This is a genomic window from Amycolatopsis eburnea, from assembly GCF_003937945.1.
In the GTDB taxonomy this organism is placed as follows: Bacteria; Actinomycetota; Actinomycetes; order Mycobacteriales; family Pseudonocardiaceae; genus Amycolatopsis; species Amycolatopsis eburnea.
Map to the genome: position 1 here is coordinate 450,811 of NZ_RSEC01000021.1, position 19,409 is coordinate 470,219.

At 70.3% G+C, this 19,409-nt stretch carries 26 protein-coding genes; 13 read left to right on the plus strand and 13 right to left on the minus strand.

Features of this window, described 5'->3' with window-relative positions; genetic code table 11:
* Positions 1-69: 69 nt before the first annotated feature.
* Entirely contained in the window at positions 70-1,188 is a 1,119-nt protein-coding gene (locus EIY87_RS06015; protein WP_125306610.1) for an FAD-dependent oxidoreductase, read from the plus strand.
* On the opposite strand, the gene EIY87_RS06020 is transcribed toward EIY87_RS06015, so the two are convergent.
* Entirely contained in the window at positions 1,185-2,066 is an 882-nt protein-coding gene (locus EIY87_RS06020) for an intradiol ring-cleavage dioxygenase (RefSeq protein WP_125306611.1), read from the minus strand. The genes EIY87_RS06015 and EIY87_RS06020 overlap by 4 nt on opposite strands.
* 82 nt (positions 2,067-2,148) lie before the next feature.
* On the minus strand, positions 2,149-2,580 hold the full coding sequence (locus EIY87_RS06025; RefSeq protein ID WP_125306612.1) for a MerR family transcriptional regulator: 432 nt from the start codon (positions 2,578-2,580) through the stop codon (positions 2,149-2,151).
* 24 nt (positions 2,581-2,604) lie between these two features.
* On the opposite strand from EIY87_RS06025, the gene EIY87_RS06030 reads away from it, so the two are divergent.
* Complete coding sequence (locus EIY87_RS06030; RefSeq protein WP_125306613.1) at positions 2,605-3,960, plus strand: MFS transporter; 1,356 nt, start codon at positions 2,605-2,607, stop codon at positions 3,958-3,960.
* Here the strand turns inward: EIY87_RS06030 and EIY87_RS06035 are convergent.
* Together EIY87_RS06035 and EIY87_RS06040 are read right to left on the minus strand one after the other, a co-directional pair.
* Entirely contained in the window at positions 3,935-4,219 is a 285-nt protein-coding gene (locus tag EIY87_RS06035; protein WP_125306614.1) for a MoaD/ThiS family protein, read from the minus strand. The genes EIY87_RS06030 and EIY87_RS06035 overlap by 26 nt on opposite strands.
* Positions 4,220-4,221: 2 nt before the next feature.
* Positions 4,222-5,304, minus strand: a complete 1,083-nt coding sequence (locus tag EIY87_RS06040) for an exo-alpha-sialidase (protein WP_125306615.1) — start codon at positions 5,302-5,304, stop codon at positions 4,222-4,224.
* A gap of 165 nt (positions 5,305-5,469) precedes the next feature.
* Here EIY87_RS06040 and EIY87_RS06045 point away from each other — a divergent pair, with 165 nt between their 5' ends.
* Entirely contained in the window at positions 5,470-5,838 is a 369-nt protein-coding gene (locus tag EIY87_RS06045; RefSeq protein ID WP_125306616.1) for a YciI family protein, read from the plus strand.
* Positions 5,839-5,893: 55 nt separating this feature from the next.
* Complete coding sequence (locus EIY87_RS06050) at positions 5,894-6,718, plus strand: NAD(P)H-binding protein (protein WP_125306617.1); 825 nt, start codon at positions 5,894-5,896, stop codon at positions 6,716-6,718.
* A 13-nt stretch (positions 6,719-6,731) separates the two neighbouring features.
* Here EIY87_RS06050 and EIY87_RS06055 read toward each other — a convergent pair whose 3' ends face one another.
* Genes EIY87_RS06055 through EIY87_RS06065 form a run of 3 tightly spaced genes read right to left on the minus strand, consistent with a single transcriptional unit; the run spans position 6,732 to position 8,331 of the window.
* Positions 6,732-7,694, minus strand: coding sequence for an NAD(P)-dependent alcohol dehydrogenase (locus tag EIY87_RS06055; protein WP_125306618.1), 963 nt, complete (start codon positions 7,692-7,694; stop codon positions 6,732-6,734).
* Positions 7,691-7,915, minus strand: coding sequence for a helix-turn-helix transcriptional regulator (locus EIY87_RS06060; RefSeq protein WP_125306619.1), 225 nt, complete (start codon positions 7,913-7,915; stop codon positions 7,691-7,693). Before EIY87_RS06060 ends, EIY87_RS06055 begins: the two co-directional genes overlap by 4 nt.
* Positions 7,909-8,331 (minus strand): hypothetical protein, encoded by a 423-nt coding sequence (locus EIY87_RS06065; RefSeq protein WP_125306620.1) that lies wholly within the window; start codon positions 8,329-8,331, stop codon positions 7,909-7,911. Before EIY87_RS06065 ends, EIY87_RS06060 begins: the two co-directional genes overlap by 7 nt.
* A gap of 133 nt (positions 8,332-8,464) precedes the next feature.
* On the opposite strand from EIY87_RS06065, the gene EIY87_RS06070 reads away from it, so the two are divergent.
* Together EIY87_RS06070 and EIY87_RS06075 are read left to right on the plus strand one after the other, a co-directional pair.
* Complete coding sequence (locus EIY87_RS06070; RefSeq protein ID WP_125306621.1) at positions 8,465-8,815, plus strand: YciI family protein; 351 nt, start codon at positions 8,465-8,467, stop codon at positions 8,813-8,815.
* A gap of 5 nt (positions 8,816-8,820) precedes the next feature.
* Entirely contained in the window at positions 8,821-10,068 is a 1,248-nt protein-coding gene (locus tag EIY87_RS06075) for an RNA polymerase sigma factor (protein ID WP_225439739.1), read from the plus strand.
* Positions 10,069-10,193: 125 nt separating this feature from the next.
* Here EIY87_RS06075 and EIY87_RS06080 read toward each other — a convergent pair whose 3' ends face one another.
* Entirely contained in the window at positions 10,194-10,817 is a 624-nt protein-coding gene (locus EIY87_RS06080) for an enoyl-CoA hydratase/isomerase family protein (protein WP_125306623.1), read from the minus strand.
* Entirely contained in the window at positions 10,814-11,413 is a 600-nt protein-coding gene (locus tag EIY87_RS06085) for a TetR/AcrR family transcriptional regulator (RefSeq protein ID WP_191983969.1), read from the minus strand. Before EIY87_RS06085 ends, EIY87_RS06080 begins: the two co-directional genes overlap by 4 nt.
* Positions 11,414-11,467: 54 nt before the next feature.
* Between EIY87_RS06085 and EIY87_RS06090 the strand changes: the two genes are divergently transcribed.
* A complete protein-coding gene (locus EIY87_RS06090) occupies positions 11,468-11,821 on the plus strand; it encodes an arsenate reductase family protein (RefSeq protein ID WP_125306624.1) in 354 nt (117 codons plus the stop codon).
* Here the strand turns inward: EIY87_RS06090 and EIY87_RS06095 are convergent.
* The 4 genes from EIY87_RS06095 to EIY87_RS06110 form a co-directional block, all read right to left on the minus strand.
* A complete protein-coding gene (locus tag EIY87_RS06095; RefSeq protein ID WP_125306625.1) occupies positions 11,818-13,029 on the minus strand; it encodes a threonine synthase in 1,212 nt (403 codons plus the stop codon). The genes EIY87_RS06090 and EIY87_RS06095 overlap by 4 nt on opposite strands.
* A gap of 11 nt (positions 13,030-13,040) precedes the next feature.
* Complete coding sequence (locus tag EIY87_RS06100; RefSeq protein ID WP_225439740.1) at positions 13,041-13,526, minus strand: EXPERA domain-containing protein; 486 nt, start codon at positions 13,524-13,526, stop codon at positions 13,041-13,043.
* 77 nt (positions 13,527-13,603) lie between these two features.
* Positions 13,604-14,821, minus strand: a complete 1,218-nt coding sequence (locus EIY87_RS06105; protein ID WP_125306627.1) for a tyrosine-type recombinase/integrase — start codon at positions 14,819-14,821, stop codon at positions 13,604-13,606.
* Positions 14,808-15,311 carry a helix-turn-helix transcriptional regulator gene (locus EIY87_RS06110; protein ID WP_158641285.1) on the minus strand — a complete coding sequence of 168 codons (504 nt, stop codon included), beginning with the start codon at positions 15,309-15,311 and terminating at the stop codon, positions 14,808-14,810. The genes EIY87_RS06105 and EIY87_RS06110 overlap by 14 nt, the downstream gene beginning before the upstream one ends.
* 118 nt (positions 15,312-15,429) lie before the next feature.
* On the opposite strand from EIY87_RS06110, the gene EIY87_RS06115 reads away from it, so the two are divergent.
* The 6 genes from EIY87_RS06115 to EIY87_RS06145 all read left to right on the plus strand — a co-directional run bounded on the left by EIY87_RS06115 (position 15,430) and on the right by EIY87_RS06145 (position 19,340).
* Positions 15,430-15,624 carry a helix-turn-helix transcriptional regulator gene (locus tag EIY87_RS06115; protein ID WP_125306629.1) on the plus strand — a complete coding sequence of 65 codons (195 nt, stop codon included), beginning with the start codon at positions 15,430-15,432 and terminating at the stop codon, positions 15,622-15,624.
* A 74-nt stretch (positions 15,625-15,698) separates the two neighbouring features.
* Complete coding sequence (locus EIY87_RS06120) at positions 15,699-16,049, plus strand: hypothetical protein (RefSeq protein WP_125306630.1); 351 nt, start codon at positions 15,699-15,701, stop codon at positions 16,047-16,049.
* Positions 16,046-16,300, plus strand: coding sequence for a hypothetical protein (locus tag EIY87_RS06125; protein WP_125306631.1), 255 nt, complete (start codon positions 16,046-16,048; stop codon positions 16,298-16,300). The genes EIY87_RS06120 and EIY87_RS06125 overlap by 4 nt, the downstream gene beginning before the upstream one ends.
* Before the next feature lie 185 nt (positions 16,301-16,485).
* Positions 16,486-16,671 (plus strand): hypothetical protein, encoded by a 186-nt coding sequence (locus EIY87_RS06130; protein WP_125306632.1) that lies wholly within the window; start codon positions 16,486-16,488, stop codon positions 16,669-16,671.
* A gap of 1,048 nt (positions 16,672-17,719) precedes the next feature.
* The gene (locus EIY87_RS06140) at positions 17,720-18,142 is read left to right on the plus strand and encodes a hypothetical protein (protein WP_125306634.1); all 423 of its coding nucleotides are present in this window, start codon (positions 17,720-17,722) and stop codon (positions 18,140-18,142) included.
* Positions 18,143-18,386: 244 nt separating this feature from the next.
* On the plus strand, positions 18,387-19,340 hold the full coding sequence (locus EIY87_RS06145; protein ID WP_125306635.1) for a hypothetical protein: 954 nt from the start codon (positions 18,387-18,389) through the stop codon (positions 19,338-19,340).
* Positions 19,341-19,409 lie beyond the last annotated feature (69 nt).

A 19,409-nucleotide genomic window follows, 5' to 3' on the forward strand; every position in this document is an offset into this window, starting at 1 on the left:
GGTGTGCGTCGCCTGCCAGCGGTCCCCGGCACTCTCTGGAACGTAATTCCAGAGAGCGAAGGAGCCGCCATGCGCACCCCAGTCACGATCATCGGCGCCGGGCTCGGGGGACTCACCCTCGCCCGCGTGCTGCACGTCCACGGCATCGAAGCCGTCGTCTACGAAGCCGAGGCTTCACCCATGGCGCGGATGCAGGGCGGGATGCTCGACATCCACGACTACAACGGCCGGCTCGCCGTCGAGGCCGCCGGGCTGATGACGGAGTTCCGGGGCTTGATCCTGGAGGGCCGTCAGGCGATGCGCGTCCTGGACGCGAGCGGGAAGCTGGTGTTCGAGAAGGCCGACGACGGTTCCGGCGGCCGTCCCGAGGTGCAGCGCGGGGATCTGCGGCGGATGCTGCTGGACTCGCTGCCGCCCGGCACCGTCCACTGGGGACACAAGGTCGCCGGGGTCCGGCCGGGGAACGAGGTGGTCTTCGCCGACGGGACCAGCGTCGAGGCCGCGGTGCTCGTCGGCGCGGACGGCGCCTGGTCGCGGGTGCGCCCGCTGCTGACGGCCGAAACCCCCGAGTACGCCGGGACTTCCTTCGTGGAGACCTACCTCTTCGACGCCGACACGCGGCACGCCGCCGTGGCGAAGGCGGTCGGGGGCGGGTCGATGTTCGTCGCCGGGCCCACGCCGGGGCAGGGCATCAACGCACACCGGGAAAGTGGCGACACCCTGCACGCCTACGTCGAACTCGAGCGGCCGCTGGAGTGGTTCGACGCCATCGACTTCGGCGACCCCGCCGCGGCCGCCGCCCGGATCGCGGCGGAGTTCGAGGGCTGGGCCCCGGAACTGACCGCGTTGCTCACCGACGCCGATTCCGGGCCGGTGCTGCGCCCGCACCACACCCTTCCGGCCGGGGTGCGGTGGGAGCGCGTGCCGGGAGTCACCCTCGTCGGCGACGCCGCCCACCTCACCGCGCCGAACGGCGAAGGCGCCAACCTGGCCATGCTCGACGGCGCCGAACTCGGTCAGGCGTTGGCCGCGTACCCGGTCGAGGAGGCGTTGGCCGGCTACGAGGAAGCGATGTTCACGCGCAGCGCGAACCCCGTCGACGAGTCGGTCCTCATCGAGAGCGTGTTCGGCGGCGAGATCCCCGAGCAGCTGCAGCAGCTGTTCGACGAGCTCAAGCCCGGCAGCTAGCGCGAGGGCGGCGGTCCGCCCGGGCCGCCGCCGGCCGCCGGGGCCGTCGTGGTGTCGACGCCGACCTTGAGCGTCACCGTGTAGCCGGCGGTCACGTCGCCGGTCACGGTGCCCAGCTGCAGCGCGCCGCTGTCGTCGCCGAAGACGTTGTCGCTGCTCAAGCTCACCTTCCGGAGGTTGGACACCGACGCTTCGTACCCGGGCTGCGCGTAGACCGCTTCGCAGACGTTCTGCGGCAGCGCGACCTGGGACGTCGCGATCGCCTTCGCGCTGTCGGTGATCGACGCCTGGTCCGGGTACACCTCGAAGTGGATGTGCGGCCACCGGCCGTCGTAGCAGGCGGGGAAGACGCTGGTGTAGCGCACGCGGCCGTCGGCGCCGGCGAGCTGGACGCCACGCAGGTAGTTCTCGTTCTGGACCCCTTGCGAATAAAGGGAATACCGGCCTTCGCGGTCGCAGTGCCAGACGTACACGGCGACCCCGGCGAACGGCGAACCGCCCTTGGCCAGGTCCGCGACCACCAGCTCCAGCGTCATCGGGACGCCTTCGGCGGTGCCACTGCCGGTGCCGAAGCTGGACCGGATGTCCGAGCGGACCACGCCGCTCTGCTCCAGCACGTCGGGCCCGTTGGAGCCGTCGCCGGGGTACGGACCCGCGGTCTCGTCCGGGATCTCGCCCGACGCCGTCGCGGTCGAAGAAGCCGACGTGGTGGTGGCCGAGGTCCCGCAGGCGGTCAGCACGGCACCGGCCGCGCCGAGCCCGAGGAACCACAGCGCCCGGCGGCGGCTGAGCAGGGTGCCGATGTCGAAGCCGAGGCCCTGGTCGACGACCTCGTCACGCGGCCGGGGCAGCGGGCGGCCTTCGTAGGTGGGGTTCATGGGGTTCACCCTGCCGCCGCGAGGTTGTCCTGCCTTGTGCGGAAGCTGTGCGGTTGCTGTCAATCGTCCCCGATGGGCGGTTCTACGCCTGCCCCGGCGCCCAGAGCCCGTCCGCGTCGCCCGCTTCCAGGCGGCCCCGGTACACGCCGATCTTGCGGTCGATCAGCTGCAGGTTCTCCTGCAGCTCGGCCAGCTTCGCCAGCACCTCCGCGCGGTGCTCCTCCAGCAGCGCCAGGCGTTCCGGCTCGTTGCCGCGGCCGGCGGCGACCAGGTCGGCGTAGCGGCGGATCGTCTTGATCGGCATGCCCGTGGCCCGGAGCTTGGTGCAGATCTTGATCCACTCCAGGTCGAGCTTGTGGTAGCGGCGGCGGCCGCCGCTCGTGCGGTCGACCTTCGTGACCACCAGGCCCGCTCGTTCGTAGTAGCGCAGCGTGTGCGCGCTGACGCCGGTGTAGCGGGCCGCGTCCGCGATCGTCAGCCCCTCGGCGGGGATCGGCGGTTTGACTTCGAGCACGCTCTAAATCCTAGCGTCGATCGCATGAACGTTCCGACCGCTCATCGCCCCGCGCTCGTGCTGGCCGTCTGCTGCGCCAGCATCGTCGTGGTCGTGATGGACATCTCCATCGTCACCGTCGCCCTGCCCGCGATCCGCCGCGACCTCGGCGCGTCCGTCTCCGGTCTGCAGTGGACAGTCGACGCCTACACGCTCGTGCTGGCCGGGTTCCTCGTGCTCGCCGGGTCGGCCGCCGACCGGTTCGGGCGCAAGCGGGTTTTCCAGTGCGGCCTCGCCGCGTTCGGGCTCGGTTCGCTGCTGTGCAGCCTCGCGCCCGGCATCGGCTGGCTGATCGCGGCCCGCGCGCTGCAGGCGGCCGGCGGCACCATGCTCAACCCGGTCGCGATGGCCATCGTCGCCACCACCTTCCCCGTCCCGGCCGAACGCGCCCGCGCGATCGGCGTGTTCGGCTCGATGTCGGGGCTGGCGCTGGCGCTCGGGCCGATCCTCGGCGGTGCGCTCGTCGACGGCTTCGGCTGGCGCGCGGTGTTCTGGGTCAACGTCCCGATCGTCGCCGCCGCACTGGTGGCCACCGCGTTGTTCGTGCCCGAGTCCCGCGCGCCGCGCGCCCGCCGGTTCGACCCCCTCGGGCAGCTCCTCGTGCTCGTGGTGCTCGGCAGCGTCGTCTACGCGCTGATCGAGTCGCGGCCGCTGGGCTGGACGTCGCCGCTGGTCCTCGGCCTGTTCGCGCTCGCCGCGCTCGGCGTGGCCGGCCTGCTCGTCCACGAACCGCGCCGCACGGACCCGCTGCTGGAGCTGCACCTGTTCCGCGGCGTCGCCTTCAGCTCGGCGATCGTGATGGCGGTGCTGGCCCTGTGCGGGTTCGGGATCTTCCTGTTCACCGCCACCCAGTACCTCCAGGACGTCCGCGGCCTGACGCCGCTGGCCGCCGGGTTGTGCCTGCTGCCCGTGGGGCTGCTGGTGCTCGTGCTGTCGCCGCGCACCGGACGGCTGGTCGGCACGCACGGTCCGCGCGGGCCGCTGGTCGTCGCCGGGAGCGCGCTCGCCCTCGGCGGCGCCGCGGCCGCGTGGCTCGGCCCGGCGACGCCGCTGCCCCTGGTGCTCGCCGTCTTCCTGCTGTTCGGCGTCTTCCTCGGCACGGTCAACCCGCCGATCACGAACACCGCCGTCTCCGGGATGCCCGGTTCGATGGCCGGGGTGGCCGCCTCGCTGGCGTCGACCGGACGGCAGACCGGCACCACGCTGGGCGTCGCGCTGGCCGGCACCGCCCACGGCGTGTGGTGGCTGGTGGCCGGGCTCGGTGCCGGGCTGCTCGCGCTGGCGCTGGTGGGCACCGCGCGCCGGGCTGAGGCGCTCAGCCTCCCGCGACCGACGGGATGATCTGCACCTCGGCGGCGTCGCGGAGCCGGGCGCCGGTGCCGCCGAGGGCGCGGCACTCCTCGCCGTCGACGTAGAAGTTGACGTACCGGCGCAGCCCCGCCTGCTCGTCGCGCAGCCGCCGTTCGAGCGCCGGGTACCGCTGCGCGAGCGCGTCGAGCAGGGCGCCCAGCGTGGCCGGCTCACCGACTTCGACGGCCAGCTTCGCCTCGCCGCCCGCCTTCTCCCGCAGCGTCCCGGGCAGCAGCACGGTGACCCGCACGGTCACACCGTCGCCGCGCGGACGCTGAGCACGTCGGGCAGGTGCGCCGCGACGAGCTGCCAGCTGTCGCCCTCGTCCCGGCTGGCGTAGACGTCGCCGCAGCGCGAGCCGAAGTACACCCCGGCCGGCTCGGCGTCGTCGGTGCACATCGCGTCCCGCAGCACGCCCGCCCAGTAGCCGTCCGGCAGGCCGGCGCCGACCGCTTCCCACGACTTCCCGGCGTCCTCGCTCCGGTACACCCGGCAGTGGCCGTCCGGCGGGAACCGCAGGGCGTCGGCGACCAGCGGGAACGTGTAGATCACCTCGGGGCGGCCCGGGTGGACCACGACGGGGAAGCCGAAGTCGCTGGGCAGCCCGTCGGCGATGGACTGCCAGGTCTCGCCGCCGTCGTCGCTGCGGTAGACGCCGTGGTGCACCTGGGCGTAGAAGCGGTCCGGCTCGGCCGGGTGCGCCGCGACCTTGTGCACGCACTGGCCGTATTCGGGGTACGGGTCGGGCACGTGGACGGCCTTGATGCCGGTGTTGCTCGCCCGCCACGACTCGCCGCCGTCCTCGGTGCGGTAGACGCCGCCGGTGGACATCGCGACGGTGACGCGGCCGGGCTCGGCCGGGTGCGGGAGCACGGTGTGCACGGCCTTGCCGCCGCCCCCGGGCGTCCAGTGTTCGCGGTGCGGGTGCTCCCACAGGCCGCGGACCAGCTCGTACGTGCGGCCGCCGTCGGTGGAGCGGAACAGCGCGGACGGCTCGGTGCCGGCGTAGACGACGTCCGGCTCGCTCGCCGGGCCGGGCACCAGCTGCCACGCCCTGGCCAGGGATTCGCCGGTGTCCGGCGGGAACGCGATCGGCGCGTGGTCCGGCTCGTCCCAGGTCGCGCCGAGGTCGTCGCTGGTGGCCACGCTCGGCCCGAAGTGCTCGCTGGTCACCCCGGCGAGCAGGCGCGGCGTGGCGCGGCGGGTGTCGATGCCCACGGCGTAGACGTCGGTCATCGGGTGGTGCGGGCCGCTCACCTCCCAGGTCTTCCGGTCGTCGTGGCTGGTCGCCAGCCACAGGCCTTTGCGCGTTCCGATCGCGAGCACGACGGGCATCCGGGCACCTCCGGTCGACGGTGACGCGGGTCACAGTACTCTGCCCGGGAAAATGTCCGGGAGAAATGTCGAGGGCCGGGCGCGGCCGATCGACGCGGGGGTGAAGGCCGGTCATCGCGTCCGGAAGGCACCGGACCCCGGCCCGTACGACCAGGGAGCAGGACCATGCGTTTCCTCATGATGCACCGGATCGACGAGAACGACCCGCAGGCGTGGAACCCCAGCCCGGAGTTCATGGCGAAGATGGGCGCGTTCGTCCAGGAGTCGGCGGAGAAGGGGATCCTGATCACCGCGGAGGGCGTGCACAAGTCGGAGAAGGGCGCGCTCGTCCGCAAGCCGCGCGGCGCCGCGATCCGGGTGACCGACGGCCCGTTCGCCGAGGCCAAGGAGGTCATCGGCGGGTTCGCGCTGATCAACGCCGCGGACCTCGCGGAAGCCGTCGAGTTCGCGCGGCGCTACGCCGAGCTGTTCGACCTGGAGATCGAGGTGGAGGTCCGCCAGGTCGTCGAGTTCGAGGACCTGCCGCAGGGCTGACGTGGCGGCCGGTGGCGCTACGGTGGGTCCAGGACGATCCTTGGGGGGTTCGCACATGTTCCTGGTCACCGGTGCCACCGGCAACGTCGGCTCGGAAGTGGTCACGGCGCTGAAGGAAGCGGGTGAACCGGTCCGGGCGCTGGTGCGCCGGCCGGACGCGGTGCTCCCGGACGGCGTCGAGGCCGCGGTGGGGGACCTGAACGATCCCGCCGGCCTCGGCGACGCGCTCAAGGGCGTCGAAGGCGTCTTCCTCCTGCCGGGCTACCAGGACATGCCCGGCATGCTGGCGCGGGCGCGCGACGCGGGCGTGCGGCGGATCGTGCTGCTGTCCGGCGGTTCGGCCGCGCTCGAGAACCTGGACAACGCGGTTTCGCGGTACATGACGCTGGCCGAACGCGCGGTGCGCGCGTCCGGCCTCGACTGGACGTTCCTGCGGCCGCGCGCGTTCATGACGAACGCGTTGCGCTGGCTGCCGCAGCTGCGCGCGGGCGACACCGTGCGCGCGCAGTTCCCGGACGTCGCCGCCGCGTGCGTCGACCCGGCCGACATCGCCGCGGTGGCGGTGAAAGCGCTGAAGGGCGGGTACGAAAGCCGGATCGGCGAACTGACCGGGCCGGTCGCGATGCGTCCCGCCGAGCAGGTCGCCGTGCTGGCCGAAGTGCTCGGACGGGAGCTTCGCTTCGTGGGGCTGACCGGCGACGAGACGCGCGCGGAGCTCGAGGCGAGCATGCCGGCCGCGTACGTCGAGGCGTTCTGGGACTTCTACGCCGGCGGGACGCTCGACGAGGCGACGGTCCACCCGGACGTCCGCGAGATCACGGGCCGCCCGGCCCGCACGTTCGCCGACTGGGCTGCGGCCCACGCGGACGCCTTCCGCTGACCGGCCGCGGGGTTCAGGGGAGCAGGACGACCTTGCCCGCCGCGCGCCCCGCGTGGAGGTGGCCGATCGCGGCGGCGGCGTCGGCGAGGGGATAGGTGCGGTCGAGCACCGGCGTGACCTTCCCGGCTTCGATCAGTTCCCGCAGGGTCTCGAGGTCCGCGCCGCGCTCGCGGGCGATGAGCCCCCGCAGCCGGTGCCGCACCAGCGGGCTCAGCAGCGCCGCGAAGAGCACCCGCTGGATGCCGCCGAACCAGCGGCCGCCTTCGCCGCCGACGATCACCAGCGTCCCGCGCGGGGTCAGCGCCCGGCGCAGGCGGGTCAGCGATCGCAGGCCCGCGGTGTCCACGATCAGGTCGTACCGCTGCGCCGCGAAGTCTTCGCGCGTGTAGTCGACGACGTGGTCGGCGCCGAGCGTGCGGACCAGGTCCGTCTTGGCGGTGCTGCACAGTCCCGTGACGTGCGCGCCGAAGGCCTTGGCCAGCTGGACGGCGAAGGAGCCCACGCCGCCCGCCGCCCCGATGACCAGGACGCGCTGCCCGGGCCGGACGTCGCCGGCGTCGCGCAGAGCCTGCAGGGCGGTGCCGCCGGAGACCAGGACGGCCGCCGCCTGCTCGAACGACAGGCGCGCGGGTTTCGCCGCGACGAGGTCCTGCTCGGCGACGGCGAACTCGGCGAAGGACCCCTTGCCGACGCCGAACACCTCGTCGCCCGGCCGGAACCGCGTCACGCCGTCGCCGGTCTCTTCGACGGTGCCGGCGAAGTCGAGGCCCCGCACCGGCTGCTTCGGCCGCCTGAACCCGAAACCCAGGAGCCGCAGCAGGTACGGCTGCCCGGTGGTCAGGTGCCACACGCCCGGGTCGACGCCGGCCCCGCGCACCCGCACGAGGACCTCGCCGGCACCGGGCGAAGGTCTGTCGACGTCGCGGAACTCGAGCAGGCCGGGACTTCCGTAGCGGGACTGGACGATCGCTTTCACGAGGACTCCTCCGGGTACTGGAACACTTCTTCGAGCGGGACGCCGAACACGTGCGCGAGCTGGAACGCCATCTCGAGCGAGGGGGAATAGCGGCCCTGCTCGATCGCGATGACGGTCTGGCGGGTGACGCCGATCCGGGCGGCGAGGTCGGCCTGGGTCATCTGGCCGTGGGCGAACCGGAGGGCGCGGATCGAGTTCGTGACGCGGGTCGGTTTCACCACGGCTGGAAACCCCGGCGGTAAGCGGCGATCCGGGCGGCCGACCCGAGCACCGCGGAGAGCGTGAACGCCAGGTAGACGGTGTTGGCGATCCAGAAGTGCGGCGCTTCGACCAGCGCCAGCAGCAGCGCGGCCACCGCGCCGATGACGACGAACGACTGCCCGACGTGGTCGCCGAACCGGCCGATCTCGCGGTCGCGCTGGTCCTTTTCGCCGTCTTTCGAGACCACCGCGGCGACGATGCTCAGCACGATCGCCGCGGCGATGGACGCGCCGACCGTCCAGAGCAGCGTCGCGACGTACGGGACTTCGGCCAGCGGCCGCCCGCCGGCCCGGCCGAGCACCAGGACGAGGTAGACCGCGTAGCTCACCACCGCGGCGAGCCCCTGGATCCAGGCGTTCTTCTCTTCGTGGGTCACCTTCGCCAAGGTAAAACAAACCAGACATCGTGTCAAAGTTTCTTGACATGAGAAAATCTTCGGCGAGGGTGTCCAAGGCGGCGCCGGCCGTTCGTAGTGCTCGCGTACGGCAACCGACACACCGGAGGACACCGTGAAGTACCTGATGCTGATCAACGCCGGCCTCGACGCCGAGGGTGAGCCCACCGGCTGCAGCACGCCCGAGGACTGGATGCGGTTCGACCAGTCCATGAAGGACGCCGGCGTCCACGTCGGCGGCAACTCGCTCGCCGACTTCACCACGGCCGCCGCGGTCCGCGTCAGCGAGACCGGCGAGCGGATCGTCACCGACGGGCCGTTCGCCGAGTCCCGCGAGGTGCTCGGGGGCTACTTCGTCATCGACGTGCCGGACTTCGACGTCGCCCTCGACTGGGCGGCGCGCTGCCCCGGCGCCCGCGACGGCGGGCACATCGTGGTGCGCCCGCTCGCGTCCTACGGGGACTGACGGCCGTGCCGGAGCGGGCGGCCGCGTCGATCGAGGCGGTGTTCCGGGAGGAGCGCGGCCTGCTGCTGGCCGCGCTCGCCCGCCGGTTCGGCGACCTCGACCTGGCCGAGGAGGTGACGTCGGAGGCGATCGAAGCGGCGCTGGTGCACTGGCCGGCCGAAGGCGTGCCGCCGAAGCCGGGCGCCTGGCTGATGACGACGGCGCGGCGCAAGGCCGTCGACCGGCTGCGCCGCGACCAGGCCTACGCGGCCCGGCTCGCGGTGCTGCAGGTCGAGGCCGACCGCGCGGCCCCGGCCCCGGCCCCGGCGCCGGACGGCGGCCTGCCGGACGAGCGGCTCCAGCTGTTCTTCACCTGCGCCCACCCGGCGCTGCCCGCGGAGGACCGCGCGGCACTGACGTTGCGGTGCCTCGCCGGCCTGACGACGGCCGAGGTGGCGCGCGCGTTCCTGGTGCCGGGCGCGACGATGGGCAAGCGCATCGTCCGGGCGAAGAACCGGATCCGCACGCTCCGGATCCCGTTCCGCGTCCCGGACCCCGACGAGCTGCCGGGGCGGCTGCCGGGCGTGCTCCAGGTCGTCTACTCGATCTTCACCGAGGGGTACGCGGCGAGTTCGGGGCCGGACCTGCAGCGCCTCGACCTGGCGGAGGAAGCGATCCGGCTCGCCCGGATCCTGCGCCGCCTGCTGCCGGGCGAACGCGAGGTCGCGGGCCTGCTGGCGCTGATGCTGCTGATCCACGCCCGCCGCGACGCCCGCACCGGCCCGGACGGCGACCTGGTCCTGCTCGACGACCAGGACCGCGCCCGCTGGGACCGCGCGATGATCGAGGAGGGCACGCCCTTGGCCGAGATCGCGCTGACCGGCGGCCCGCCCGGCCGCTACGGCGTCCAGGCGGCGATCGCGGCCCTGCACGACGAGGCCCCGGATGTGGCGAGCACGGACTGGCCGCAGATCGTCGCGCTGTACGACGTGCTGCGCGGCCTGGCCCCGTCCCCGGTGGTCGACCTGAACCGCGCGGTGGCGGTGGCGATGCGCGACGGCCCGGCAGCGGGCCTCGCGTTGCTCGACGCACTGGCGGACGAGCCCCGCCTCCGCGAGTACAGCCCATTCCCCACGGCCCGCGGCGACCTCCTGACCCGCCTCGGCCGCCACCCCGAAGCCGCGGCGGCGTACCGCGACGCCCTCGCCCTGGCCGGCACCGAACCCGAACGCGCCCACCTGCGCCGCCGCCTCGCCGAGGTCGCAAAGCCGTGAAGGCCTCCTTCACGGGCATAAACGCCGGTAAGGAGGCCTTCACGGACTTTGGGTGCGTGCGGGGCCGAGCGGTCGTCCGGAACTGTCGGTGCCCGCCGGTAAGCTGGAAACCGGGGGCCGGAGGCCTACGCGGGCGCGCGCAGCGCCGTCACCGCCGGGGCGAACATCGTCGCCTTGATCGCGCCCAGCGTGCCGCGGTCCTTGCCCGCCAAGACACGCACCCGCTCGGAAGCCACCTTCACCAGCTCGGTCTCGGCCGCGATTTCGTCCACCAGGCCGGTTTCCAGCGCTTCGGCGCCGCCGAACCGGCGTCCCGTGGTCATCGACGCAATCGCCGCCGCCGGGGTCAGCTTGGCCTGGATCAGCGCCGCCATCCCCGGCGTGAACGGGATGTTGATGTCCGCCTCCGGGAAGCAGAAGTAGCCGCGGTCCGCGCGCATCACGCGGAAGTCGTGCGCCATCGCCAGCATCGCGCCCGCGCCGAACGCGTGGCCGTTGACCGCCGCCACCGTCGGCACCGGCAGTGTCAGCACCCGCGCGAACAGCTCCTGCACGTCGGTGACGTACTGCTGGGCCTGGTCGCCGTGCGCGGTCAGCCAGTCGAGGTCGAGGCCGTTGGAGTAGAACTTGCCGCCGCCGGTGGTCACCAGCGCGCCGTCCACACCGTCCAAAAAGGAATGGACGCGCTGCAGCCACTCGGGGGAGAAGCGGTTCTCGTCGTCGCCCAGGTCGAGCACGGAAACGGTCACGGTCGGTCCTTTTCTCGGGGTGGCACGGTCAGCACGGCCCGCACGGCGGCGGCGAGCCGTTCCCGCACCAGGGGATCGGTGAGGTCGCGGCGGAAGAACGCGGTCGGCAGGTCGACGACGCAGGTGGTGACGACCTCCACGGCCAGGCCGTCCCCGCGGTCCCAGAGCAGCCGCGCGAGCCGCACCAGCAGCGCGACCAGCCGTTTGTCCAGCGCGTGCAGGGTGTCGGCGAGCTCGCCGGGCAGTTCGGGCCCGAAGAGCCGGTCGCCCCGGACCTTCAGCAGCATCCGTGCCGCGTCGGGTCGCTGAGCGGCGAACAACGCGGGGGTGCCGGCCGCCGCGACGACGGCCTCGACCGGCGCCGGAGCGGCGTCCACCTGGGACTCCTGCAGGTCGAGGAACGCTGTCGCCGCGCGCACCCAGACCCGGGCGAGCAGCTCGCTGAGCGAGCCGAACGCGTGGTAGATCGTCCCGTTCGGCACGCCGGCCGCCGTCGCCAGCCCGCGCACGGTCACGTTCTCGTACCCCGACGTCGCGACCAGCCGTTCGGCGACGTCGAGCAGCGCGTCGAGGTCGTGCACACGGGGCCGGGGCATGCCACGACCGTAACAGAACAGCTGCTCCAAAACCAGCGCGGTAGGCTGCCGCCCGTGGAGATCTGGGTCAACCCGGCGTGCTCGAAGTGCCGGTCCGCGGTGTCGTTGCTGGACGAAGCGGGCGCGCAGTACACCGTGCGCCGCTACCTCGAAGACCCGCCGACGCCGGCGGAGCTGACCGAAGTGCTCGAGCGCCTCGGCCTCGAACCGTGGGACATCGCGCGCACGGCCGAGCCGATCGCGAAGGAGCTCGGCCTCAAGACGTGGGGCCGCACACCGGCGGACCGGTCCCGCTGGATCGACGCGCTCGCCGAGCACCCGAAGCTGATCCAGCGGCCGATCATCACGGCCGACGACGGCACCACCGTCGTCGCGCGCGACCCCGAAACGGTCCGCTCGGTCCTTTAAGGAATCGCGTCGGTCTTCGCCAGCAGCGGGACGTCGAGCGGCACCGTCTCCGGGTACTTGATCCCGGCGCCGGTGTTGAGCACGACGACGTCTTCGTCGCCGTCGAGCCAGCCGGACTCGCGCAGGTGCCGGAGCGCGGCGAAGCACGCCCCGCCTTCGGGGCAGACGAACGTGCCTTCGCGCTCGGTGAGTTCCCGTTGCGCGGCAAGGAGTTCCTCGTCGGTGACGGCGACCGCGGTCCCGCCGGTCGCGTAAACCGCGTCCAGCACGAGGAAATCGCCGATGGCCTTCGGCACGGTGATGCCGAAGGCGACCGTGCGCGCGTCCGGGAACGGCTCGCTTTCCCGGGCGCCGCGCTCGAACGCGGACACGATCGGCGCGCACCCGGTGGCCTGCACCGCGACCAGCTTCGGCAGGTCGCCGGTCACCCAGCCCAGTTCGCGCATCTCCAGTAAGGCCTTGTGGATGCCGATGATGCCGACCCCGCCGCCGGTGGGGTAGAGGATGACGTCCGGCAGCCGCCAGCCGAACTGCTCGGCGATCTCGTACCCCATCGTCTTCTTGCCTTCGATGCGGTACGGCTCCTTCAACGTCGAGACGTCCTGGACGCCCTCACGACGCGGGACCGCCGCGGCGACGAGCTTGCCCGCGTCGCCGATGAGGCCGTCCACGCGGTACAGCTCGGCGCCGGCGGCGACGCACTCGCGCAGGGTGATCGCGGGCGCGTCGTCCGGCATCGCGATCAGGCTGGTCAGCCCCGCGCGAGCCGCGTACAGCGCCCACGCCGCCCCGGCGTTGCCGTTCGTCGGCATCGCGATCCCGCGCACGCCCAGCTCGGCCGCCCGCGAGACGCCGACCGCCGCGCCGCGCGCCTTGAACGTGCCGGTCGGGACCAGGCCCTCGTCCTTCATCCACAGCCGGGAAAGCCCCAGCTCACGGCCGTAGCGCGGCAGCCGCAGCAACGGCGTCATGCCCTCGCCGAAGCTCACGACGTGCTCGGGCGAACGCACCGGCAGCACCTCGTGGTAGCGCCACAGCGTCGGCTCGCGCCCGCCGATCTCCTTCGGTGTCACGGCTTCGCGGACCCCGTCGAGGTCGTACCGCGCGAGCAGCGGCGCGCCCGACGGCGAAAGGCCCTGGACGGCGTCGGCGTCGAAGGGCTCGCCGGTCCGGGAGCAGTCGAGGTGGCTGAGGAACGAGTACGGCACGGCGCCTCCGGTCAGAAACGGCGGGTGAACGGCAGTGGCTTGCGCATCCGGACCAGCAGCAGGAGCGGTACCAGGACGTAGGGCAGGTTGAAGGCGAGGAACTTCACCGGGTTGCCGGTGCGCGTGGCCGGGTCGCCGAAGAACTCGACGCCGAACACGACGATCCCGGTCAGCGTGACGATCATGGTCGCGTAGATCACCGACGGCAGCTGGATCCAGTTCTTCCCGGTCACCAGCGCGACCACGAGCACGACGTAGAACGGCATGTAGACGAACGCCGAGAGCCCGGTGACGATGCGCATCCAGTCCGGCGGGTGCATGAACAGCGGGTCGGCGTCGTGGGCGTACCAGTAGTTGGAGTTGACGAAGAAGTTGCCCGAAGGGCGGGAGAAGTCGACCCCGACGGTCGGCAGCAGGTCGCTGATCAGCGACGTCACCGTGAAGACCGAGAACAGCACCGCGAAGAAGACGTCGATCTTACGTTGGGAGAGCGCCAAAACCCCGTCTGACCTGCCGATTTGCGGTGCTCCACGTGTGCTGTCCAATCCTCTGTTCCGTCCATATTCCGTCCAGCTCACGCCTGACGCATGCTGAGAGCCGAGCGCGGGCGGAAGAACCGCGTGTCCACAGCCCTCCGTGCTCGATCATGCGAGTCTGGCTGAAGGTGGCCATACACGCGGAGCGTAAACGCGGGGTCGTGGTGACCCAAGTAGACAGCAAGCTCGTTGATCGTTGTGCCGCCAGCCAGCTGAAGCCCCGCGTAGAAGTGGCGCATCGCGTGTCGGCCGTCTCTTCGAGTCCGACCCTCGACGCCGGCGGCGGCCAAGGCGTTGTCCCAATACTTGTCGTATGTCGATGGCTTGAGATGTCTCCCCGTGTCTGGATGTACGAACATCAGACGGTACGTCCGCAGCTCGCCGTCTGGTCGTTCCCAAGGAAGGGTGACTGGCTGAGGCTTGTATGCGGCGACGTGCTTGCGTGCGACCAACAGGGACGACGACGCCAGGGGAACCTCTCTTTCGGTGTTGTTCTTCGGTAGCGCGAACACCCACACGTTGCCCAAGCGCTTGAGCTGTCGTCGGATGTGAATGATCTCCCGGTCCTCGTCGAGGTCGTCATCGGCGATGGCGAAGAGTTCTCCTTCGCGATGTCCGCAAGTCGCGCCGATGATTGGCATAGCGCGAAGAGGCTCTGGGTGAGCGTCGATCACCCCCCACATACGGGAGTCCTGCCAGACGGTCACCTTCTCCGAAGTGGCCTTGCCGGTCGACACGATCCTCGATCGCACAGGGTTCTTACGCAAGTCACCATCGACGACCGCAAGCTCGAGCAGCCCGCCGAGCACCAGCCGGCACAGCATGACGGTCGAGTCGCCGTACCTCTCGCTCTTACTGGTCAGCCAGGCTTGGACCTCCGACGGACGCCGCATCGACTTGATTGCTCTCTGGCCGAATGCTGGCCCGACGTGGAGTCGTAGAATCTGCTCGTACTTGATCTTCGTCGCGGGGTCGACCTTCACAGAACCCAACCAGCGCGTACCAAGCGCCGCCACAAGGCCCTTGCCCGCCTTGGGGTCGACGTACTCCCCGCGGTCGCGATCCGCCTCCATCTTCTGCCAGTACTTCGTCGCTGGAGTCTTGGTCGTGAATGCTTTCGTGCGCTCCCGCTCGTCCGGGTCAAGCCAGCACGCTAGCCAGCGCTTTCCCTTACCCCATCGGGCGTTCGGAACCCGCTTGATCTCCCCGTCAGGCTGCTTCTCTGGCCTCGTCCAAAGGTCCTTAGTGAACCCCACTCCTCGCCCCTCTCTCCTTTGCCGAGGGCTCCCGCTCCACGTGGTCAGACTCTTGGGGGGATGCCTCCGCTGACGGAAGGTGCGCGGCTAACGTCTCCAGGTTCTTGGTTGCAGCCACCAGTGCCTCCTGTGCGCGGTAGTGGTCCTTCCCTAGAAGTGTGATCAGCTCAGCCACGATGGGCGGGTAGTCCACTTCGACCTCTTCCCTCAGGGCGGCTGGTGTGAGGTACCAACCCGAGGGCATCTCTATCTCCCTGAGCGACGGCGGCGGCCGTAAGAGGTCCGCGCAGGTAATGCCCAGGGAGTCGGCGATGGTCAGTAGCTCGGCTGCCGTGAACGCCCGCTTGCCCTTCTCTGCGGATGAGACGGCCTGCCGGGACCAGGCATTGCCTAGGAAGTAGCCAAGCTCTTCGCCTAGCTGCTCCTGGGTCATATCGCGTGCTTCGCGGTGCTCCCGCATCCGGATGCCCACGATCTCTTCAACTCGCACAGGGGCCCCTTCCTCTTGTCTGTTCTCAGCATGACATGCATCGCTGGCGTTGACTAGTTCGGGTCGTCGTGTCATACTCATCAATGACAGTCAACGACACGAACGACAGGAGGGCCCGGTGGCCGACACTCAGCCGCACTACCTGACTCTCGCCGAAGTCGCCGACCGCTACCGCACTACGGAGCGCACGGTCCGCTACTGGCGGCAGACCGACTACGGCCCGAAGGCCGTGAAGGTCGGACGTCACGTGCTTTACCCGGTCGCGGAACTGGAAGCGTTCGACCAGCGGCTCTTGAGCGACACCGCCGCTTAGCAGAAAGAAGGCCGCCCAGGGGGTGAAGGCCCTGGGCGGCACAGCCACCACGAGTCTGTAAGGGAGACCCGAGAATGACGACCACCATCATCGCACGCACTGACCTGCTGAACGTCGACCAGCCGACGGAACTGCTGCCCCCGGTGGAGCACGGCGGTGCCGAGTGGTGCGAGCACAGCATCTGCGAAGCGATGCGCGACGTGGACGCCTCGATCACCAGCATGAAGACGCTGTTCGTGTTCGAGGATCTGGAGGGCGACCGCGTCGAGGTCGTGCGGAAGGACGAGTGGACCGCGGCGGACGGCTGGAAGATCGGCGCAGTCCAGATCGCCGGGCTGAACGCCGAATTCCTCCTGGAGCACGGCACCAGCATCGTCTCCGCCGCCCTGCGTGTCGGCATCGAGATGGGTCAGGTGCAGCGATGACCACCACCGCCTTCACCCCTGCTCACGAGGATCCGTCGTGGGTTCTCGAGCAGCTGATCGTCTACTTGATCGCGAAACACCAGGAGGCGATCACCGAGTTCGCCAAGGGCAACCGCCTGCTCAGCGACCGCGACCGCATCAGCGGCTACGAGGAAGTCTTGGTGTACCTCAACGGCCTGACGGTGGGGCGGATGGGGCTGGGGTCCGAGGAGCTGGCTGCCGTCTGGGTCGACGTGGAGGTGCAGCGATGACTGCTGAAGTCCTGCCTCTCCGCTCCGCGATGCCCTCCGCCGCACCTGTCCCCGCTCACCTCCGCACCTGGACGAAACCGGACTGTGACTGGTGGTGCCCGGGTGGGCACGGCATCCCCGGCGAGGACCACTCGCACTCGATGTACGTGCGGTGGGACCTCCACGTAGGGCCGCAAGAGGACTGGTTGCAGATCGGCGTGCACCGTGACGAGGGAGAGTCGCAGCCGCGAATCTTCCTGCACCGCAACGACTCGTGCCGCGCCGACAACGGCTTCGCTCTCGACCTCACGCCCTCCGAAGCGGCGGAGCTGATCCGCGAACTGCAAATGGCACTCGCGGTCGTCGATCGAAAGGACCGGGTTGACCGGTGAGTGACGCAGAACGCGAAGCTGTCCTGGCTGGCCTCGCCGCTCGAATGGAGGGCGTCGAGGCCAGTTGGGCGGCTGGGACCGTGGGCCACAGGAACGACCGTGACCGCGTAGACGAAGCCTTGGCGAAGTGCTGCCGAGGCGGCAAGCCGTTCACGGCGCTCGACGTGGACACGGCGATCCTGGAGGCGGACCCACGGCCGTACGCCGGCCTGGTGCTAGCGAGCGCGATGGCCCTCTGGTCGCGACGCGGCGACATTGTCCCCGACTATTCGCGGCCGCCGATCCCGTCGACTCGCCGTTCTCGGCACGCTTCGCGGCTGACCTGGTGGGTCTCCGGTGCTGCCGTGGAGCAGGAAGCTGCCTGATGATCACAATCCCCCCGTTGACGCTCCTGGGTGCGCGTACCCCCTTCCTGCGCTGCGCCAGTGAATGTGTCCGGGGTTACGGCGGGGGAGCTGGTTGGACGTGCCAGCTCCCCCGCCTTCTGTCGTCTAGGAGATGAGGCTGCGTTGTCGCCAGAAGTGCACAAGTCCGCCCCCGTGGAGCCCGGCAGTACTGAGTGGGTCGCGGCTGTCCTGGAGTTCGAAGCGGATCACGGCTATCCGCCGTGGGCTGTCGTGGGCGACGACGGGTGGTGTGTCTCCCGGTTCGAGGACGGTCCCGGTGTCGCCTGGACCGCCGCCGGAGTTCGCGCTCTCCAGCAACGCACCATCGACACCCCGGGCGCGTACGCGTTCTGGGGTGGGCTGCTGAATCAGCTGCGCGAGAAGGGGCCTGCCGAGTGACTGCGCCGTACATCGGGGACCCGATCCCCCGAGACTCAGCCACTGTCCGCCGCGACGTGGACGCCTACCGACAGGCCCTTACGGAGACTGCCCGCAGCGGCGATCGCGACGAGTACAGCGACGCGTTGGCGTCCCTGCGTGCCGCTGAGGCGGAGCTCAAGGAGGCGGAAGCTCGAGAGTTCACCGCCCTCACTAAAGGACTCGGCCGCGGCGACGCCGCGGCCGCTTAGCCACCCATTACCACCTCGAAAGGAACCATCACCGTGACCGAACCCGATTCCGAAAGCACGGCAGCTGGCGAGATCATCCAGCGTAGGGTGCTGGCCCGCCGTGCGGAACGTGAGGCCCTGATGGCGGAATTCGCCCCCCAGGCCAACTATGACGCTCCGGAACGCCCCGCCGGCCGAAACCCGGAGATCGGCCACTTCCGCCAGCTCCAAGCCCGGATCGACGAGGCGCAGACCGCCCTCACTGCCGTGCGCACCAACCGGGAGGCCAGCAAGTTCGAGCTTGCGGACGCTCAGCAGGCACTCGACGCGGCTCGCGCCAAGGTGCAGCGCACGATCGACAACGCGGAGAACCCGCAGCAGGCGGCGGCGCTGGCGTACTCGGCTGCGCAGGACCATGACCGCCCAACTCGACCGGCGAGCATCGGCGACCTCGCTGTTCGCCGTCGAGACGACTAGGTCAACTGACTGGCGTGCCCGCGCCGGCGACGTACTCTCGACCAAGAAAAGCAGGAACCCGGGGCCACCAACCCCGGGTTACCTGAAAGATTTCCCACCCGCCTGGGAAGGAGACCCATATCTTCATGTTGTGCCTCAATGGTAGCACTCTGGCCTTTACTGCGCGACACTACGCGCCAACGTCTTGCGGCGAAGCGCTTGCTTCGCAGATCGTTCGCGCCACCACTTCGAAAGGCGGTGCGGCGTGAAGAACGACGAACGCACCGAGATCCGCGCCGGCCGTACTGAGCCCGCCAAGTTCGCCAAGGTCCCGATCTGGCTGGTCCTCAACCCTGATGTCACCCCGCAGGCAAAGGCTCTGTACGGGGCTCTTCACGCCCACGTGAACGTCAAGCGAGGCGACGGCGCCGTCTGGCCTGCGCTGACGACCATCGCGCAGATGCTTGGATACAGGCACAGGCAGAGCCTGACCAGGTACGTCAAGGAACTGGACGCGGTGGGCGCCATCGACGTGGAAGAGGTCCCCGGTCGGTCGAGCATCTACGTGGTGCATGAGACGCCCGTGGACGGCTACGCCGGACCGCAGACCCTGACGGACTTCTATGCCGCCCGGAACGCCGCGACCGAGGACGCGTTACCGGACCCCGTGACCGTTACCGACCCCCGTTACCGGGGTCGCAACCCACAGGTTTCGACTACCCGCAACTCACAGGTTTCGACCGGTCGAAACTCACAGGTTGCACGAATCAGACGAACCGAATCAGACGAAGGTAATCACACTCGCACTTCCAGTGAGGGCGATTCCATCGAGGGCACTCCTGTGAGGGCGCACGCTTCGCGTTCGCCGCAGGGAAGAAGCCAGTTGAAGGGACCTCGGGAGGACCCCGCGCTTCCTGGGCATCTTGTGGGTCTGACTCGGAAGGCGCTGACGCGCCAGCTAACGAAGATCTGGACAGCGGTGATCCGGGAGAACGGTGCCGACTGGGAGTCCTCCACGCCAGGCGGGTTCGATGTAGATGGCGCTGTGCGTCACCGAGACCGTCATCCCGCCGGCGGCAGGATCAAAGCCACGATTGACCAGTTCGACGACTTCCAGCTCAGGGAGACTCAGGTCCTCGCTCAACTGCTGACCGCTGTCCGAGAAGACGCGGTGAAGTGGGCCCGGCAGTGCCACGAGGGCTGGCAGAACGCCGCCTGAGCAGGAGCAGGCAGGGAAGGCGATGGTTTCGCGACAGCCTCGCGAGACCATCGCTACACCTCGCGAAGC

Coding starts and splice junctions, on each gene's coding strand:
- EIY87_RS06015 (WP_125306610.1), top strand. CDS start 70: ATGCGCACCCCAGTCACGATCATCGGCGCCGGGCTCGGGGGACTCACC.
- EIY87_RS06020 (WP_125306611.1), bottom strand. CDS start 2,066: ATGAACCCCACCTACGAAGGCCGCCCGCTGCCCCGGCCGCGTGACGAG.
- EIY87_RS06030 (WP_125306613.1), top strand. CDS start 2,605: ATGAACGTTCCGACCGCTCATCGCCCCGCGCTCGTGCTGGCCGTCTGC.
- EIY87_RS06040 (WP_125306615.1), bottom strand. CDS start 5,304: ATGCCCGTCGTGCTCGCGATCGGAACGCGCAAAGGCCTGTGGCTGGCG.
- EIY87_RS06045 (WP_125306616.1), top strand. CDS start 5,470: ATGCGTTTCCTCATGATGCACCGGATCGACGAGAACGACCCGCAGGCG.
- EIY87_RS06050 (WP_125306617.1), top strand. CDS start 5,894: ATGTTCCTGGTCACCGGTGCCACCGGCAACGTCGGCTCGGAAGTGGTC.
- EIY87_RS06085 (WP_191983969.1), bottom strand. CDS start 11,413: ATGCCCCGGCCCCGTGTGCACGACCTCGACGCGCTGCTCGACGTCGCC.
- EIY87_RS06120 (WP_125306630.1), top strand. CDS start 15,699: ATGACGACCACCATCATCGCACGCACTGACCTGCTGAACGTCGACCAG.
- EIY87_RS06125 (WP_125306631.1), top strand. CDS start 16,046: ATGACCACCACCGCCTTCACCCCTGCTCACGAGGATCCGTCGTGGGTT.